This is a genomic window from Shinella zoogloeoides, from assembly GCF_003574625.1.
Taxonomy (GTDB): Bacteria; Pseudomonadota; Alphaproteobacteria; order Rhizobiales; family Rhizobiaceae; genus Shinella; species Shinella zoogloeoides_A.
This window is the reverse complement of the sequence record NZ_QNUJ01000017.1, coordinates 15,783-32,199: the sequence shown is the minus strand read 5'-3', so window position 1 is coordinate 32,199 and position 16,417 is coordinate 15,783. Positions and strand designations below refer to the sequence as shown.

Annotated in this window: 16 protein-coding genes; 8 read left to right on the top strand and 8 right to left on the bottom strand. The window is 65.1% G+C overall.

Going from position 1 to position 16,417, the window contains the following annotated elements; translation table 11 throughout:
- Positions 1 to 178 precede the first annotated feature (178 nt).
- The 5 genes from mltG to fabD all read right to left on the bottom strand — a co-directional run bounded on the left by mltG (position 179) and on the right by fabD (position 5,167).
- On the bottom strand, positions 179 to 1,363 hold the full coding sequence (gene mltG / locus DSD28_RS25000) for an endolytic transglycosylase MltG (RefSeq protein WP_119259150.1): 1,185 nt from the start codon (positions 1,361 to 1,363) through the stop codon (positions 179 to 181).
- Positions 1,364 to 1,492: 129 nt separating this feature from the next.
- Complete coding sequence (gene fabF / locus DSD28_RS24995) at positions 1,493 to 2,755, bottom strand: beta-ketoacyl-ACP synthase II (RefSeq protein WP_119259149.1); 1,263 nt, start codon at positions 2,753 to 2,755, stop codon at positions 1,493 to 1,495.
- A gap of 110 nt (positions 2,756 to 2,865) precedes the next feature.
- Positions 2,866 to 3,102: an acyl carrier protein gene (locus tag DSD28_RS24990; RefSeq protein ID WP_097139127.1), complete on the bottom strand. Its 237-nt coding sequence runs from the start codon at positions 3,100 to 3,102 to the stop codon at positions 2,866 to 2,868.
- A 282-nt stretch (positions 3,103 to 3,384) separates the two neighbouring features.
- Positions 3,385 to 4,122, bottom strand: coding sequence for a 3-oxoacyl-[acyl-carrier-protein] reductase (gene fabG, locus DSD28_RS24985; protein WP_119259148.1), 738 nt, complete (start codon positions 4,120 to 4,122; stop codon positions 3,385 to 3,387).
- A gap of 103 nt (positions 4,123 to 4,225) precedes the next feature.
- Positions 4,226 to 5,167 (bottom strand): ACP S-malonyltransferase, encoded by a 942-nt coding sequence (fabD, locus tag DSD28_RS24980; RefSeq protein ID WP_119259147.1) that lies wholly within the window; start codon positions 5,165 to 5,167, stop codon positions 4,226 to 4,228.
- Between the two features lie 193 nt (positions 5,168 to 5,360).
- Between fabD and DSD28_RS24975 the strand changes: the two genes are divergently transcribed.
- Entirely contained in the window at positions 5,361 to 6,404 is a 1,044-nt protein-coding gene (locus tag DSD28_RS24975) for an aldo/keto reductase (RefSeq protein ID WP_119259146.1), read from the top strand.
- 40 nt (positions 6,405 to 6,444) lie between these two features.
- On the opposite strand, the gene DSD28_RS24970 is transcribed toward DSD28_RS24975, so the two are convergent.
- Positions 6,445 to 7,833: a nucleobase:cation symporter-2 family protein gene (locus DSD28_RS24970; RefSeq protein ID WP_119259145.1), complete on the bottom strand. Its 1,389-nt coding sequence runs from the start codon at positions 7,831 to 7,833 to the stop codon at positions 6,445 to 6,447.
- 265 nt (positions 7,834 to 8,098) lie between these two features.
- Positions 8,099 to 8,431, bottom strand: coding sequence for a hypothetical protein (locus tag DSD28_RS24965; protein ID WP_205536236.1), 333 nt, complete (start codon positions 8,429 to 8,431; stop codon positions 8,099 to 8,101).
- 347 nt (positions 8,432 to 8,778) lie between these two features.
- Here DSD28_RS24965 and rpsF point away from each other — a divergent pair, with 347 nt between their 5' ends.
- From rpsF to DSD28_RS24935, 6 genes are all read left to right on the top strand, one after another.
- On the top strand, positions 8,779 to 9,231 hold the full coding sequence (gene rpsF / locus DSD28_RS24960; RefSeq protein WP_119259144.1) for a 30S ribosomal protein S6: 453 nt from the start codon (positions 8,779 to 8,781) through the stop codon (positions 9,229 to 9,231).
- 24 nt (positions 9,232 to 9,255) lie between these two features.
- The gene (gene rpsR, locus DSD28_RS24955; RefSeq protein WP_097139135.1) at positions 9,256 to 9,504 is read left to right on the top strand and encodes a 30S ribosomal protein S18; all 249 of its coding nucleotides are present in this window, start codon (positions 9,256 to 9,258) and stop codon (positions 9,502 to 9,504) included.
- Positions 9,505 to 9,709: 205 nt separating this feature from the next.
- Positions 9,710 to 10,684 (top strand): DUF2232 domain-containing protein, encoded by a 975-nt coding sequence (locus tag DSD28_RS24950; RefSeq protein WP_119259143.1) that lies wholly within the window; start codon positions 9,710 to 9,712, stop codon positions 10,682 to 10,684.
- A 20-nt stretch (positions 10,685 to 10,704) separates the two neighbouring features.
- A complete protein-coding gene (gene rplI, locus DSD28_RS24945; protein ID WP_119259142.1) occupies positions 10,705 to 11,280 on the top strand; it encodes a 50S ribosomal protein L9 in 576 nt (191 codons plus the stop codon).
- Between the two features lie 238 nt (positions 11,281 to 11,518).
- The gene (locus tag DSD28_RS24940; RefSeq protein WP_119259141.1) at positions 11,519 to 12,805 is read left to right on the top strand and encodes an SAM-dependent methyltransferase; all 1,287 of its coding nucleotides are present in this window, start codon (positions 11,519 to 11,521) and stop codon (positions 12,803 to 12,805) included.
- A gap of 194 nt (positions 12,806 to 12,999) precedes the next feature.
- On the top strand, positions 13,000 to 14,499 hold the full coding sequence (locus DSD28_RS24935; protein ID WP_119259140.1) for a replicative DNA helicase: 1,500 nt from the start codon (positions 13,000 to 13,002) through the stop codon (positions 14,497 to 14,499).
- 25 nt (positions 14,500 to 14,524) lie between these two features.
- On the opposite strand, the gene DSD28_RS24930 is transcribed toward DSD28_RS24935, so the two are convergent.
- Positions 14,525 to 15,121 carry a hypothetical protein gene (locus DSD28_RS24930; protein WP_162911550.1) on the bottom strand — a complete coding sequence of 199 codons (597 nt, stop codon included), beginning with the start codon at positions 15,119 to 15,121 and terminating at the stop codon, positions 14,525 to 14,527.
- Positions 15,122 to 15,224: 103 nt separating this feature from the next.
- Here DSD28_RS24930 and alr point away from each other — a divergent pair, with 103 nt between their 5' ends.
- A complete protein-coding gene (gene alr, locus DSD28_RS24925; protein WP_119259138.1) occupies positions 15,225 to 16,388 on the top strand; it encodes an alanine racemase in 1,164 nt (387 codons plus the stop codon).
- Positions 16,389 to 16,417 lie beyond the last annotated feature (29 nt).

Sequence of the window (16,417 nt, the reverse complement as noted above, 5' to 3'; positions counted from 1 at the left end):
GCCCGCTCGGGCGGGCCTGCCGGATACGCGCAGCGTACCCGGTATTGGATATCCAAAGTGAAACAGTTTCCCGGCCTTGAAAACCGGCAAGCGGGCGGAAGCGGCAGCGATCCACATCAAAGGTGGCGCAGATACGAAGAGGCCCCGGAAAACCGGGGCCTTTTGCGAAATCCCGCCCTTACTGGGCGGTGGTCGTGCCCTGCGTTTCCTTGGCGGCGTCGGCCGCCTTCTCCGCTTCCAGCTTACGCCAGCGACGGACATTCTGGTTGTGCTCGTCCAGCGTCTCGGCGAAGACGTGGCCGCCGGTGCCGTCGGCGACGAAGTAGAGGTCCGCCGTGCGCGAGGGATTGGCGACGGCTTCCAGCGCCGCGCGGCCGGGATTTGCGATCGGCGTCGGCGGCAGGCCCTTGATAATATAGGTGTTGAACGGCGTCTTCTTCTCAAGGTCCGACTGGAAGATCGGGCGGTCGGCGGGCTTACCCTCGCCGCCGAACATGCCGTAGATGATCGTCGGGTCCGACTGCAGGCGCATGCCCTTTTCGAGACGGTTGAGGAACACCGAGGCCACGCGCGAGCGCTCGTCGGCCCGGCCGGTTTCCTTCTCGACGATGGAGGCGAGCGTGACGAATTCCTCGCGGGTGGTGATCGGCAGGTTGTCGTCGCGGCGCTGCCAGATCTGGTCGATCAACGCCTTCTGCGCGTCGAGCATCTGGTGCAGGATATCGGCGCGCTTCGTGCCGCGCGAGAACTTGTAGGTGTCCGTCATCAGCGAGCCTTCCGGCGGCAGCTCGGCCGGCAGGTCGCCTTCCAGCACCGGATCCTCGGTGAGGCGCTTGAACACCTGCTTGACCGTCAGGCCTTCCGGCACGGAGACGCTGTAGAGGATCGACTTGCCGGATTTCAGCAGCTCGACGATCTCGCGCATGGAGGCGCCGGCCTTGATCTCGTATTCACCGGCCTTCAGCGTCTCGCCGTCGAGATAGACGCGCGAGAGCACGCGGAAGACGCGGCTGTCGCTGATGATGTTGTTGCGCTCGAGGTTGGCGGCGATCTCGTTGGTGCCGGCGCCGCCGCGAACGATGAAGTTCGTGTTGGCGGTCAGGGGGCCGGCTTCCTCATAGCTCTTGATGCCGTAATAGAAGATGCCGACGCCGATGAGCGTGGCGAAGACGACCACGGTCATGACGAAATTCAGGAAGATGACGACCTGGCTGCGCGCCTTGCGCGACCGGCGGCGGCTCGGCGGTTCGGGCACCTGCTCGGGGCGCAGGGCCTCATTGGCGGACTTCGGAATGATGCGGGGCTGGCCGGAGGCCTCGCCGCGTCCGAATTGCGTCTCGCCGGAATCGTTCGTGTCGCTCACGGACTGTCCTCATGGGTTCGGGCATTGCTCGACGTCTTCCAGCAGAGCAATGCGGCAAAAGCGGGATCAAGCCGCTCTTCTCATTCGGTTGTGCGGGCGCGCCGGGACGACTTTGCGTCCCGGACGGGATCAGGCGTCGTAGCGCTTGAGAACCAGCGATGCGTTCGTTCCGCCGAAGCCGAACGAATTGGACAGCGCCACGTTGATCTCGCGCTTGCGGGCCTTGTGGGGCACCAGGTCGATCGCCGTCTCGACGTCAGGATTGTCGAGGTTGAGCGTCGGCGGCGCGATATTGTCACGGATCGCCAGCGCCGTGAAGATCGCCTCGACGGCACCGGCGGCACCCAGAAGGTGGCCGATGGCCGACTTGGTGGACGACATGGAGATACGGGAGGCCGCATCGCCGACAAGCCGCTCCACCGCGCCGAGCTCGATCGTGTCGGCCATGGTGGAGGTGCCGTGCGCGTTGATATAGTCGACTTCGCTGGCCGGAATGCCGGCGCGCTTCAGCGCCATGGTCATGCAGCGGAATGCGCCCTCGCCGTCCTCGGACGGCGCGGTGATGTGGAATGCATCGCCCGAAAGGCCGTAGCCGACGACCTCGGCATAGATCTTCGCGCCGCGCGCCTTGGCGTGCTCCAGCTCTTCGAGAACGACGACGCCGGCCCCCTCGCCCATGACGAAGCCGTCGCGGTCGCGGTCATAGGGACGCGAAGCGGCGGTCGGGTCGTCGTTGCGGGCGGTGGACAGCGCCTTGCAGGCGGCAAAGCCGGCGAGCGAGATGCGGCAGATCGGCGATTCGGCGCCGCCGGCCACCATGACGTCGGCATCGCCGAGCGCGATCAGGCGGCTGGCATCGCCGATGGCGTGCGCGCCGGTCGAGCAGGCCGTGACGACGGAATGGTTCGGGCCGCGCAGCTTGTGCTTGATCGAGACCTGGCCGGAGGCGAGGTTGATCAGGCGGCCGGGAATGAAGAAGGGCGAGATGCGGCGCGGGCCCTTGTCGCGCAGCGTGTAGCCGGCCTCGACGATGCCCTCGAGGCCCCCGATGCCGGAGCCGATGAGCACGCCGGTCGCGATCTGGTCCTCGTCGGTCTTCGGATGCCAGCCGGCGTCTTCGAGCGCCATGTCGGCGGCCGCGACGGCATAGGTAATGAAGGGATCGACCTTGCGCTGTTCCTTGGGTTCCATCCACTGGTCGGCATTGTAGGTGCCGTCGGAACCGTCGCCGAGCGGGATGGAGCAGGCGATCTTCGCGGGAAGGTCCTCGACCTCGAAGGCGGTTACCCTGGCGGCGGCGCTGCGGCCCTCCAGAAGCCGGCTCCAGGTCACTTCGGTGCCACAGCCAAGCGGGGATACCATGCCGGTACCCGTGATAACGACACGCCTCATCGTCCGTGATCCACCCTTATATTCTTATAATCCATTGCCTCGTGGAGAGGTGCGGCCTCCCGGACGGAGACCGGGACGGGCCGCCGCAGGGCGGCCCGTCGGCAGTCAGATCAGGCCTGGGCCTTCTCGATGAACTTGACGGCGTCGCCGACCGTCAGGATCGAGTCAGCGGCATCGTCCGGGATCTCGACGCCGAATTCTTCTTCGAACGCCATGACCAGTTCGACGGTGTCGAGCGAGTCCGCGCCAAGATCATCGATGAAGCTTGCGCCTTCGCTGACCTTATCGGCGTCAACACCCAGATGATCAATGACAATTTTCTTTACGCGTTCTGCGATATCGCTCATGTCGGATTCCTCGACCTTTGTTTTTGATCGGCGCCTTTCACGGCACCGGACACTCAACACGCCCGATGTGCCTCAAGAACACATCCGGCAAACCCTTCAACCGGCAATGCGGGATCGACGATCCTTTTGCGTATCGCCCGATCGCTCAGGCTTTTGCCGGTCGACTGCTGGCAGTCATGGCCCGATTAACACGGTTTATGCCTGCCGCAAAGTGTGAAAATAGCCGGTGCGCCAGCGGTCAACATGCAATTTATGCTGTTTCGCCGGGCGCTTGGGCCAGCTTCAGATCATCGCCATGCCGCCGTTCACGTGCAGCGTCTGGCCCGTCATGTAGGACGCCTCCGAGGAAGCGAGGTAAGCGACGGCTGACGCGACTTCCGCGCCGGTGCCCATGCGCTTCATCGGGATCGCCCCCATGATCGCTTCCTTCTGCTTGTCGTTCAGCTTGCCCGTCATCGCGCTTTCGATGAAGCCCGGGGCCACGCAGTTGACCGTCACGTTGCGGGTCGCGATCTCCTGGGCCAGCGACTTGGTGAAGCCGATCATGCCGGCCTTGGAGGCGCAGTAGTTCGCCTGGCCCGGATTGCCGGTGACGCCGACGACCGAGGTGATGTTAATGATGCGGCCGTAGCGGCGGCGCATCATCGGATGGGTCAGCTCGCGCGTCAGGCGGAAGACGGCCGTCAGGTTCACTTCGAGGACGGCATCCCAGTCCTCGTCGCTCATGCGCACGAAGAGGCCGTCCTTGGTGATGCCGGCATTGTTGACGAGGATGTCGACGCCGCCGAGCTCGGCTTCCGCCTTCTCGCCGAGCGCCTTGACCTCGGCGCGGTCGGAAAGGTTGGCCGGGAAGATGTGGACCCGCTCGCCGAGGTCGTTGGCGAGGGTTTCCAGCTTCTCGACGCGGGTGCCGTGCAGGCCGACGATAGCGCCCTGGGCGTGGAGGACGCGGGCGATCTCCTCGCCGATGCCGCCGGATGCGCCGGTAACGAGAGCCTTGCGGCCGGTAAGATCAAGCATGGATGGCTCCTGTTTTGATGGAAGGAACAGGAATTAGGCAGTAGGCAATAGGCAGTAGGGTCAATTAGCCGGCCCTATTGCCTAATTCCTACTGCCTAACTCCTCAGATCAACGCTGCAAGCGCGCTGTCGATATCGGCGGGAGTGTTGATGGCGATGCCGGTGACGGACTTGTCGATGCGGCGCGCGAGGCCGGTCAGCACCTTGCCGGAGCCGACCTCATAGAGCGTCGTCACATCGTTCTTGCCGAACCACTCGACCGTCTCGCGCCAGCGGACCTGGCCCGTGACCTGCTCGACGAGGAGCTTGACGATCTCCTGCGGGTCGCTGACCGGGGCGGCGCGCACATTGGCGACAACAGGCACGACCGGAGCCTTGGCCGCAACAGCGGCGAGCGCCTCGCGCATGGCATCGGCGGCCGGTGCCATCAGGGCGGAGTGGAAGGGGGCGGAGACGGAGAGCATCAGCGCGCGCTTGGCGCCCTTCTCCGTCGCGAGCCGGGCCGCGACCTCGACGGCCGGCTTGGAGCCGGAGATGACGAGCTGGCCACCGCCATTGTCGTTGGCGATCTGGCAGGCGCCGCCGGTGGAGGCTTCCTTGCAGATGGCTTCTACGTCGGACTGTTCGAGGCCGATGATGGCGGCCATGGCGCCCTCGCCGACCGGAACGGCCGACTGCATGGCGTTGCCGCGGATGCGCAGGAGGCGCGCGGTATCGGCCAGCGAGAAGGTGCCGGCGGCACAGAGCGCCGAATATTCACCGAGCGAGTGGCCGGCGACGTAGGAGGCCTGATCCTTCAGCGACAGGCCGCGCGCTTCCAGAACGCGCATGACGGCGATGGAGACGGCCATCAGCGCCGGCTGCGCGTTGGCGGTCAGCGTCAGCGTTTCCTCGGGCCCTTCGAACATGATGGTGGAAAGCTTCTGGCCGAGGGCCTCGTCGACTTCCGCGAAAACGGCGCGCGCCTCGGGGAAGGCGTCGGCGAGATCCTTGCCCATGCCGACGGCCTGGCTGCCCTGGCCGGGGAAGGTGAATGCTACGCTCATAGGGGTTTCTCCCGTCTCATCTTTCCTTTTCCATTCACATTCCGGCCCCGCAAGTCAAGGCATGGCGCCCGGACGGCCCCGCTTCAACCCGGCTTTCCGGGGCGCTTCACACAGGGAATCGCGCCTTTCAGGCTTGCGCTTCGCCGGGAGCTGCCTACATTCGCGCCGTTTCCACCAAAGGATTTTCCCTCCCATGAAATACAATCCGCTCGGCCGGACCGGCATCAGCGTGTCGGAAATCTGCCTCGGCACGATGACCTGGGGCTCGCAGAACAGCGAACAGGACGCCGGGGACCAGCTCGATTATGCCCTTTCGCAGGGCGTCAACTTCATCGATACCGCCGAACTCTACCCGACCACGCCGCTTTCCCCCGAAACCTATGGCGACACGGAACGCTTCATCGGCAACTGGATGAAGGCGCGCGGCAACCGCGACAGGATCGTGCTTGCCTCCAAGGTCGCCGGCCCCGGCCGTCCCTATATCCGCGGCGGCGCGCCGATGAGCCGCGCGGGCATTCTCGAAGCGATCGACAACAGCCTCTCGCGCCTCAAGACCGACTATCTCGATCTCTACCAGCTCCATTGGCCGAACCGCGGTCACTATCATTTCCGCAACGCCTGGAGCTATGAGCCCTCGAAGCAGGACCGCGCGAAAGTCGCCGCCGAGCTTCTCGAAATCCTCGAAACGGTCGGCGAACTCGTCAAGGCCGGCAAGGTGCGGGCGCTCGGCCTTTCCAACGATACGGCCTGGGGCACGATGCAGCTCCTGAAGCTCGCGGAGGAAAAGGGCCTGCCGCGCGTCGCCTCGATCCAGAACGAATACAACCTCCTCTACCGGGCCTACGATCTCGACCTTGCGGAGGTTTCGCATCATGAGGAGATCGGGTTGCTCGCCTATTCGCCGCTCGCCGCCGGCCTTCTCACCGGCAAGTATCTCGACGGCGCGCGGCCGGAAGGCTCGCGCCTGACGAAGAACGGCGATCTCGGCGGCCGCTACCAGCCGCTGCAGGAGCCGGCGGTGCGCGCCTATGTGGAGCTTGCACGGGAGCACGGGCTCGATCCCGCCCAGATGGCCCTCGCCTTCTGCCTGACACGGCCCTTCACGGCCTCCGTCATCATCGGCGCGACGACCATGGAACAGTTGAAGACGGATATCGGGGCGAAGGACGTGGCGCTCTCCGCCGAGGTGATGAACGGCATCCGCCGCATCCACCGGCTCTATCCCGCGCCGATGTAAGAAAAGCTGGGCGGCCGATCCCCGGCCGCCCAGATTGGCGTCAATGGATGGGCTTGGGCTCCTGCGTTTCCGGCAGCAGCCAGTTCAGGAAGACCGCGCAGAGGCCACCGGTCGCAACGCCCGATTCCAGCACGCTCTTTACGAAATTCGGCATGTGCGAGACGAATTCCGGCACCTGCGACACGCCGAGGCCGAGCGCCAGCGAAATCGAGATGATCAGCAGCGCGCGGCGGTCGAGCTGCAGGCCGGCGAGGATGTTGATGCCCGAGGCGGCGACCGCACCGAACATAACGATGACCGCACCGCCCAGAACCGGCTCCGGCACCGCTTGGATGACGCCGGCGATCGTCGGGAACAGGCCGAGCAGCACCAGTACGCCGGCGATATAGACGCCGACATGGCGGCTGGCGACGCCGGTGAGCTGGATGATGCCGTTGTTCTGCGCGAAGACCGAGCTCGGGAAGGTGTTGAAGATGCCGGCGAGAAGCGAGTTCGCGCCGTTGACGAGAACGCCGCCCTTCACGCGCTCCATCCAGACCGGGCCCTCGACGGGCTCGCGGGAGATCTTGCTGGTGGCAGTGATGTCACCGATGGCCTCGAGCGAGGTCACGAGATAGATGACGACCATGGGCGCGAAGAGCGTCCAGGAGAAATCGATCCCGAAATGCAGCGGCGTCGGCACTTCGAACCAGGCGGCCTGGTGGACGCCCGCGAAATCGAGGCGGCCGACGGCGGCGGCAAGCGCGTAGCCGGCACCGAGCGCGATGATGATGGCGGCGCTGCGCACCCAGACGACCGGGATACGGTTAAGCACGATGATCAGGCCCAGCACGGTGCCCGACAGGAGCAGGTTCTCGCCATTGGCGAAGGTGCCCGACTGCATGGCGCCGAAACCGCCGCCCATGCTGATGAGGCCGACCTTGATGAGCGTGAGGCCGATCATCAGCACGACGATGCCGGTGACGAGCGGGGTGATGAGCTTCTTGACGAAGGGCAGGACGCGCGAAAGCCCCATCTCGATGAAGGAGCCGGCGATGACCACGCCGAAGATCGCCGCCATGACGGCCTCGACGGGCGTGCCCTGCTTGACCATGAGCACGCCGCCGGCGATCAGCGGGCCGACGAAGTTGAAGCTGGTGCCCTGGACGATCAGCAGGCCCGCGCCGAGCGGACCGAAGCGGCGGCACTGCACGAAGGTCGCGATGCCGGAGATGACCAGCGACATGGAGACGATCATATTGGTGTCGCGCGCGGAAACGCCGAGGGCCTGACAGATCAGGAGACCGGGCGTGACGATCGGCACGATGATGGCGAGCAGGTGCTGGATGGCGGCGAGCAGCGCGATCGCCGGCTTCGGCTTGTCCTCCAGCGCGAAGACCAGGTCGTCCGCCGGCGTCGACGGCACTTCGGGATGGGTATAGGCGTTCATCGTCCGCCCCCCATGAAATGTCCGATTACATTGCGCATATGCGCGCAGGACCGTGCCGCGGCACGGTAATGGTGGGTCGCCATGGCTTCTCCTCCCGGCGTGATGGGGTTTTCCGAAGCCTCCACTTCGGGCTGGAGAAGCTAACCGAGTTCGCCGCGAAGAACCCCATCCGGAGACCTGAAAGAGTTTCGTGCGGTCCGAGGGGTAATACGCAAAAAGAAACCCGCCGTTTCCGGCGGGTTCCTCATGCCCCATACAGGCGACCTCAGGGCGTGGTGGTGGTGTTGGCGCCACCGCCCTGGGCCGGCTGGCTGTTCAGCGGCTGGGTGCCGGTTTCCGCGCCACCCGTTGCGCCGCCGGTCGCCGTGCCGCCCGCCGGGGCGCTTTCCTGCGTCCCGATGGCCGAGGTGTTGGCGTTCGTATCGACGCCGCCACCCGGCGTTCCGCTGCCGACGAAATAGAATATGCCCACGGCGACGAGGACAGCGATGATCACCGCCACGGCCCAGCCGCCGGTTCCGCTGCCGCGGTTGGTTGTATTGACCACCGTCGGGCCGCTCTCTTCCGGGGGACGATTGACAAGGTTGGGATCCTGCATGTCTGTCACTCCATCTGGTTGGGTCGGGCTGAACAACGCGCCACGTCCGTTTTTGTTCCCCCGGCCGTCGCAGAACGGGACAGCGCGCCTGCAGGCCTTGCATTCCCGCGAAAAATGCGTATAAGCGCGCTGTTCAAAACACCCGGGTCACCGGCTGGTGGCTGAACGGAGGGCCGGCATATCGCAAGATCTGCCGTTTGGGGCCAAGGGCTCCGGCCTCCCGTGTCTCCGCTCTCGACCGTCTGGATGATACGCTTTTCTTGCTTCGGGCTATACGCCCCTAAGAACTGTCGTTGAGGCTTGGCGCCGGTTTCGGGTGTAGTTTAACGCAAGAAAGGCAAAGCCAAATGGCTCTTTACGAACATGTATTCCTGGCCCGCCAGGACGTGTCCGCCCAGCAGGTCGACGCTCTCGTCGAACAGTACAAGGGCGTGATCGAAGCACACGGCGGCAAGGTCGGCCGTGTCGAGAACTGGGGCCTCAAGTCCCTCACCTACCGCATCAAGAAGAACCGCAAGGCCCACTACGCCCTGATGGACATCGATGCCCCGGCCGCCGCCATCCACGAGATGGAACGCCAGATGCGCATCAACGAAGACGTTCTTCGCTACATGACCATCGCCGTCGAAGCCCACGAAGAAGGCCCGTCCGCGATGATGCAGAAGCGCGACCGCGACGACCGTCCGCGCCGCGATGGCGACGACCGCGGCCCGCGCCGTGACTTCGGCGACCGTCCGCGCCGCGACTTCGGCGACCGCCCGCCGCGCCGCGACGGCGACCGTCCGGCCCGCGAAGCGTAATCGAAGCAGAAGGAGACTAAGACAATGGCTGATATTTCTTCCGCTCCGGCACGCCGTCCGTTCCACCGCCGCCGCAAGACCTGCCCCTTCTCGGGCGCCAACGCTCCGAAGATCGACTACAAGGACGTCCGTCTTCTGTCGCGTTACATCTCCGAGCGCGGCAAGATCGTTCCGTCCCGCATCACGGCCGTTTCCCAGAAGAAGCAGCGCGAACTCGCCAAGGCGATCAAGCGCGCCCGCTTCCTCGGCCTGCTGCCCTACGTCGTAGCGTAATCATGCTTTCCTCCCGGCCGGCCTTCGCCGCGCCGGGAGAGACGATACCGGGGAAGACGGCCCAGCCGCCTTCCCCACTCCCTTCCGCGATGGGCGCGGATCGGAACCGCCGGCCTCGGCCCTCAACGGGCAAGGCCAAATCCCATGTTGGGGAGCCGGTCCTTACGGGCACTCCTCTAACTGTCTGACCGGACAGGACAGCGACGTGAAGAACCTGACGCCAGCCTCGATTGCGACCGGCCTCGTTGCCGGTGTGACCGCCGCTCTGCTTTCGCTGAGCGCGAATGCGCAGTCGTCGCTCGCCATCGTGCTCTATGCCGCGTCCGCCCTTCCCATCCTGATCGCCGGCCTCGGCTGGGGCAATGCCAGCGCCTTCATCGCCGTCGTCGCCGGCGGCGCGACCGCGTCCGCGCTGGTCTCCTCGCATTTCGCCGCGCTGATCGTCATCATCACGCTCATTCCGGCCGGCTGGCTCAGCAACCTTGCGAACCTCGCCCGCCCCGCCTCCGAACTCGGCGGCCCGGAAGACGCGCTCGCCTGGTACCCGCTGTCCAACATCCTCGCCCATCTCGCCGTGATGGTGACGCTCGGCATGATCGCCGTCGGCGCGATCGTCGGCTACGACAGCGAGATGGCCGGCAAGCTGGTCGACATCGTCATCGAGACGCTGAAGGCGCAGGAGCCGCTCTATAACCCCGATGCTGCCGCCGTCGCGCAGATGAAGTCGATCTTCGCGCTGGCGCTGCCGCTGGTGCAGGGCGCGCTGTGGGTGTTCCTGCTCTTTGCCGCCTATTATGTCGCAAGCTTCATCGTGCGCCTTTCCGGCAAGGGCCTGCGCCCGCGCGAGGACATGCCCTCGACGCTGCGCATGCACCGCAATGCGATCTTCCTCTTCCTCGCCGGCCTCGTCCTGTCCTTCGTGGGCGGCGTTCCGGCGATCATCGGCGCGCTCGTCTGCGGCACCTTCGGGGCCGGCTTCGTGCTCGCCGGCTTCGCGAGCCTGCATTTCAGGACGCGCGGCAAGCCGTGGCGGCTGATTGCCCTGTGGTTCGCCTATATCTCGGTATTGCTCTTCACGATACCGGTCTTCGCCATCCTGGTCCTCGGCCTGATGGACACGCGGCGCGCCATAGCGCTGACGCCCACCAGCCCGACGGGCCAGAAAAACCAGAATACCTGAACTCAAGAAAGGAACTCGAAATGGACGTCATTCTCCTCGAACGCATCGCCAAGCTCGGCCAGATGGGCGAGACCGTAAAGGTCCGCGACGGCTTTGCCCGCAACTACCTGCTGCCGCTCGGCAAGGCGCTGCGCGCCAACGAAGCCAACAAGAAGCGCTTCGAAGCCGAGCGTTCGACGCTCGAAGCCCGCAACCTCGAGCGCAAGTCGGAAGCCCAGAAGGTTGCCGAACAGCTCGACGGCAAGTCCTTCGTCATGGTCCGCTCCGCCGGCGAAACCGGCCAGCTCTACGGTTCGGTCGCTGCCCGTGACATCATCGAAGCCCTCTCCGCCGAAGGCTTCAACATCGGCCGCAACCAGGTCGAGCTCAACACCCCGATCAAGGCGATCGGCCTGCACAAGGTCGTCCTGCACCTGCACGCCGAAGTCGAGATCGCCATCGAGCTCAACGTCGCCCGTTCGGCCGACGAAGCCGAGCGCCAGGCCAAGGGCGAAAGCCTCACCTCGGCCGACGCCATCTACGGCGTCGACGAAGATGCCCTGAAGCCGGAAGACTTCTTCGATCCGGAAGCCGACCAGGACGGCGACGAAGAATAATCAGCGAATGAGCCGGCTTCCGCCGGCTCATTTGTTTCGAGCGGATACGCTTTTCCGACGGGCCGGCATTGCCGGCCCGTCTTATTTGCAAAGAGGCAAAAAAATACGGGTTGAAATCCCGTCTTTTCCATCAATATTTATATTCCGTTAGACTGGATTGGCGGTCGGGCCGCTCCCCAGGCCGGTTTCCGACCAGACCCGTTCCGCCAGATATTTTAAGCGTGACGGAGTTTAGCGAATGAAATTCATTGTACAGGCTCTCGTTTCCCGCCTTATCGAGACCGGAAACCTGACGATCACCTACCCCGACGGAACCAGCCAGACCTATGGCGACGGCACCGGCAATCCCGTCCACATGCGCATCAATACCAGGAAGGCCCTCTGGGGGCTCGGCATAGATCCCGCCTATTACCTCGGCCATTGTTACGGCACGGGGGAGATCGATCTTCTCCAGGGCGACATGTACGGGCTGCTCAAGGCGGTCTTCACCGGCAATCCGGACTTCAAATATTACGACACCGGCTGGAACCGCTTCCTGGAGCGCTTCCGCTACCTCTTCCGCTGGGCGCGGGAGAAGAACAGCATCGTGCGCTCGCGCAAGAACGTGCAGCACCATTACGATCTCACCGGCGCGCTCTACGACCTCTTCCTCGATCAGGACCGGCAATATTCCTGCGCCTATTTCGAGCGGCCGGACCAGACGCTGGATGATGCGCAACTCGCCAAGAAGCGCCACATCTCCGCCAAGCTCAACATCAACCGGCCGGGACAGAACGTGCTCGACATCGGCTGCGGCTGGGGCGGCATGGCGCTCTACCTCGCCCGCCAGGTCGGCGCGAAGGTCACGGGCGTCACGCTTTCCGACGAGCAGCACGCCATCGCCGTCAAGCGCGCGAGCGACGCCGGCCTTTCCGACGAGGTGAAGTTCCTGCTGCAGGACTATCGCAACACGGAAGGGCCCTTCGACCGCATCGTCTCCGTCGGCATGTTCGAGCATGTCGGCCGGCCGAACTACCTCACCTTCTTCAGGAAGAGCGCCTCGCTTCTCAAGCGCGACGGGGTGATGCTGCTGCACACGATCGGCCGCACGGACCAGCCGACCGCCAACAACCCGTTCATCGAGAAGTACATCTTCCCCGGCGGCTATATCCCCGCGCTTTCCGAGGTGATGCAGGCGGTGGAGAAGAGCGGGCTTGCCGTGACGGATGTCGAGATCCTGCGGCTGCACTATGCCGAGACGCTGCGGCACTGGCGCGAGCGCTTCATGGCGCGGCGCGAGGAGGCCAAGGCGATCTACGACGAGAAGTTCTGCCGCATCTGGGAGTTCTATCTCGCCGCCTCGGAAAGCGCGTTCCGCTGGCAGAACCTCGTGGTCTTCCAGCTCCAGCTCGCGCATGACCAGCAGGCCGTGCCGCTGACCCGCGAATATATCGGGCGCGGCGAGGATTGCCTGAAGGCGCATGAGGCCAACCCGAAGGGCGAGCGCCGCGGCGCCCGGCAGTTCCCGCAGGAGGCATCGTTGTAGATTCGCCCCAGTCAAACCGGGAGGTGGCAGGCCCGGAAGATTCCGGCTTGCCGCCTTCGGCGCGCCTGTGGAAAAGTCTAACACCGGGCCTAAAGGACGTGGCAGGCGCGCATGCGGCCGGAACCGCTTGACCCTCGGGCGCAAAGGACCCAAACCACGGGGCTTCAGGCAACAGGGACGGGAGATTCGGGACGATGAACGATGCCGTGCGCAAGTTGAGCGGGGCCGGTCGCGAAGCACCGGAGGCGCATCACCGCGAGGCGCCGAACAACGTCGAGGCGGAACAGGCGCTGCTCGGGGCGATCCTCGTCAACAACGACGCCTATTACCGCGTCTCGGACTTCCTCAAGCCGATCCATTTTCACGAGCCCCTGCACCGCAAGATCTACGAGCTTGCCGGCGACACGATCCGCATGGGCAAGATCGCGACGACGATCACGCTGAAGACCCACCTTCCGGCGGACGGCAAGGTCGGCGACCTGACGATCCCGCAATATCTCGCCCGCCTTGCCGCCGAGGCCGTGACGATCATCAACGCGGAAGACTATGGCCGGGCGATCTATGACCTGGCGCTGCGCCGCTCGCTGATCACCATCGGCGAAGACATGGTCAACATCGCCTATGACGCGCCGCTCGACATGCCGCCGCAGAACCAGATCGAGGACGCCGAGCGCCGCCTCTTCGAGCTGGCCGAGACCGGCCGCTACGACGGCGGCTTCCAGTCGTTCAACGACGCGGTGGCGCAGGCGATCGACATGGCCGGACAGGCCTTCGAGCGCGACGGCTCGCTCTCGGGCATTTCCACCGGCATCCACTCGCTCGACGGCCGCATGGGCGGCCTGCAGCGCTCGGACCTTATCGTGCTTGCCGGTCGTCCCGGCATGGGCAAGACCTCGCTTGCCACCAACATCGCCTACAATATCGCCGCCTCCTATGAGCCGGAAGTGCAGGCGGACGGCTCGTTCAAGGCGAGGAACGGCGGCGTCGTCGGCTTCTACTCGCTGGAAATGTCCTCCGAACAGCTCGCCACCCGTATCATTTCGGAACAGACGGAAGTCTCCTCCTCGAAAATCCGCCGCGGCGACATTTCCGAGGCCGATTTCGAAAAGCTCGTCGCCTGCTCGCAGATGATGCAGAAGGTGCCGCTCTATATCGACCAGACGGGCGGTATCTCGATTGCCCAGCTTTCCGCCCGTGCCCGCCGCCTGAAGCGCCAGCGCGGCCTCGATTGCCTCGTGGTGGACTATATCCAGCTCATGACCGGCTCGGGCAAGTCCAGCGACAACCGCGTGCAGGAGATTACCCAGATCACGACGGGCCTCAAGGCGCTCGGCAAGGAGCTGAATGTTCCGATCATCGCCCTCTCCCAGCTCTCCCGTCAGGTGGAAAGCCGCGAGGACAAGCGCCCGCAGCTCTCCGACCTTCGCGAATCGGGCTCCATCGAGCAGGACGCCGACGTGGTGCTCTTCGTGTTCCGCGAGGAATACTATGTGAAGAACCTCGAGCCGCGCGACGAGTTCGACCCGAAATACGAGGAATGGAAGATGAAGTTCGAAGCGGTGAAAGGCACCGCGGACGTCATCATCGCCAAGCAGCGTCACGGCCCCACCGGCACGGTGAAGCTCGCCTTCCAGTCGGAATACACCCGCTTCACCGATCTCGCCGATCCGTCCTTCACCCAGTACGAGCACTGAGGGAAATCGTGAGGCTTTCGCCGCCTCACTTCTTCTGAAAGGCCGGCGCCTTGCAATAGTCCGCGACGATGGCCAGGGCGCGTTTGCCGCGCGCCTTCTGGTCCGCGTCCGTCATCGGCAGGTCGAGGCGGTCGGCGCAGGTCTCGTCCGCGGCGGTACCGTCTCCGGAAAGCGACATCCGGCTCGAACAGTAGAGCCCCTCGCCCGTCAGCACGACCTGCTCGGCCCCCGGAGCATCGAGGGGAAGCGGGTTGGTCTCCGCGATCATGTCGTCGACCGAGGCATAGGCCGTGACGGCGGTGACGCGACCGAGATCGACGAGGCCGAGGGTCAGCGTCGCCCATTTGTCGGGAAACTGCAGGGCGGAGATCGTCCGCGCCCGGCAGGGCGCGCCGGAGACTTCAAGCCGCGTCACGAGCCGCGGCGCATCGGGATTTTCGACGATCGAGTAATAGACATCGGCGCCCTTGTCGCGCTCGGGTTCCGCGCCGTCCTGGGCAAGGCCGAGCAGCACGGCATGCGCCTCGCGCATTTCAGCGTCGGTCGGCGGGGGCGCCGCGGCGACCGACGCCGGAAAGGCAAAGGTGATCGCCCCCAAGGTCGTTGCCACTCTGCGCCACATGCTGTTTCCCCTTTTGGTGGCGCACCATAAAGAGCGCCTTTTGCACCGGCAATGGCGCGCTCCGGCATATTGCCGCCATGGTCAACAGGCTGTATTCAGAACCATGAGCCCACACCATTCCCACGCGCGTTCCACCCTGCCCGTCGCCGGTGAGGATCATGCCCGCCTGACGATCGACCTTTCGGCGCTCGCCGATAACTGGCGCGCCATGGCGCGGCGCTCCGGCGCGGCGCGCACGGCGGCCGTGCTGAAGGCCGACGGCTACGGCATCGGGCTGGAGCATGCCGGCCGGACCTTCCATCACGCCGGCGCCCGCGACTTCTTCGTCGCTACTCCGGCGGAGGGCGCGACGCTGCGCGCCATCCTGCCGGATGTCCGCATCTACGTTCTTTCCGGCATGTGGGCCGGCTCGGAACGTCTCTTCTTCGAATTCGACCTCGTGCCCGTCATCGTCTCGGAAGAACAGCTCGTCGTCTTCATGGCGGCGGTTTCCGAAGGGCGTGACCATCCCTGCGTGCTGCATGTCGATACGGGCATGAACCGGCTCGGCCTTCGGGTCGAGGACGCGCTGGCGCTGGCGGGCGACGCCGCGCGGCCGGCGAGCTTCGCGCCGATCATGCTGCTGAGCCACCTTGCCTGCGCCGACGAGCCAGCCCATCCGCTCAACCGCCAGCAGCTGCAAAGGTTCCGCAGCGTCGTCGCGGCCTTCGACGACATCGACGCCAGCCTTGCCAATTCGGCGGGCATCTTCCTCGGCGAGGACTATCACTTCACCCTCACCCGCCCCGGCATCGCGCTCTATGGCGGCAGCGCCGTCAACGGTGTCGACAACCCGATGAAACCGGTCGTCACCGCCGAGGCGCGCATCCTCCAGGTGCGCGAGGCGAAGGCCGGCGAGAGTGTCAGCTACGGCGCGACGCCGCTTGCCCGCGACAGCCGCATCGCCATCGCCGCCATCGGTTACGCGGACGGCTACATGCGCACGCTCGGCGCCGGCGTTCCGCTTCGCGCGGCCGGCATTCCCGGAGCGAACGGCGTGCTGCACGGGCGTACCGTGCCGCTGATCGGCCGCGTCACCATGGACCTCACCCATTTCGACGTCACCGACCTGCCGCCCGGCAGCGTGCGGGCCGGCGACTTCATCGAGCTCTTCGGCCGCGCCATGCCGATTCAGGACGTCGCGCGCGCCGCGGGCACCGTCGACTACGAACTTCTCACCAGCCTCGGCAACCGCTACGAACGACGCTACGAAACCGTGAAAAAATAGGACACGTTCCCGTTTTGTGCTATGGGCTT

Coding starts and splice junctions, on each gene's coding strand:
- fabF (WP_119259149.1), bottom strand. CDS start 2,755: ATGAGGCGTGTCGTTATCACGGGTACCGGCATGGTATCCCCGCTTGGC.
- DSD28_RS24990 (WP_097139127.1), bottom strand. CDS start 3,102: ATGAGCGATATCGCAGAACGCGTAAAGAAAATTGTCATTGATCATCTG.
- fabG (WP_119259148.1), bottom strand. CDS start 4,122: ATGCTTGATCTTACCGGCCGCAAGGCTCTCGTTACCGGCGCATCCGGC.
- fabD (WP_119259147.1), bottom strand. CDS start 5,167: ATGAGCGTAGCATTCACCTTCCCCGGCCAGGGCAGCCAGGCCGTCGGC.
- DSD28_RS24975 (WP_119259146.1), top strand. CDS start 5,361: ATGAAATACAATCCGCTCGGCCGGACCGGCATCAGCGTGTCGGAAATC.
- DSD28_RS24970 (WP_119259145.1), bottom strand. CDS start 7,833: ATGAACGCCTATACCCATCCCGAAGTGCCGTCGACGCCGGCGGACGAC.
- DSD28_RS24965 (WP_205536236.1), bottom strand. CDS start 8,431: ATGCAGGATCCCAACCTTGTCAATCGTCCCCCGGAAGAGAGCGGCCCG.
- rpsF (WP_119259144.1), top strand. CDS start 8,779: ATGGCTCTTTACGAACATGTATTCCTGGCCCGCCAGGACGTGTCCGCC.
- rpsR (WP_097139135.1), top strand. CDS start 9,256: ATGGCTGATATTTCTTCCGCTCCGGCACGCCGTCCGTTCCACCGCCGC.
- rplI (WP_119259142.1), top strand. CDS start 10,705: ATGGACGTCATTCTCCTCGAACGCATCGCCAAGCTCGGCCAGATGGGC.
- DSD28_RS24940 (WP_119259141.1), top strand. CDS start 11,519: ATGAAATTCATTGTACAGGCTCTCGTTTCCCGCCTTATCGAGACCGGA.
- DSD28_RS24935 (WP_119259140.1), top strand. CDS start 13,000: ATGAACGATGCCGTGCGCAAGTTGAGCGGGGCCGGTCGCGAAGCACCG.
- DSD28_RS24930 (WP_162911550.1), bottom strand. CDS start 15,121: ATGTGGCGCAGAGTGGCAACGACCTTGGGGGCGATCACCTTTGCCTTT.
- alr (WP_119259138.1), top strand. CDS start 15,225: ATGAGCCCACACCATTCCCACGCGCGTTCCACCCTGCCCGTCGCCGGT.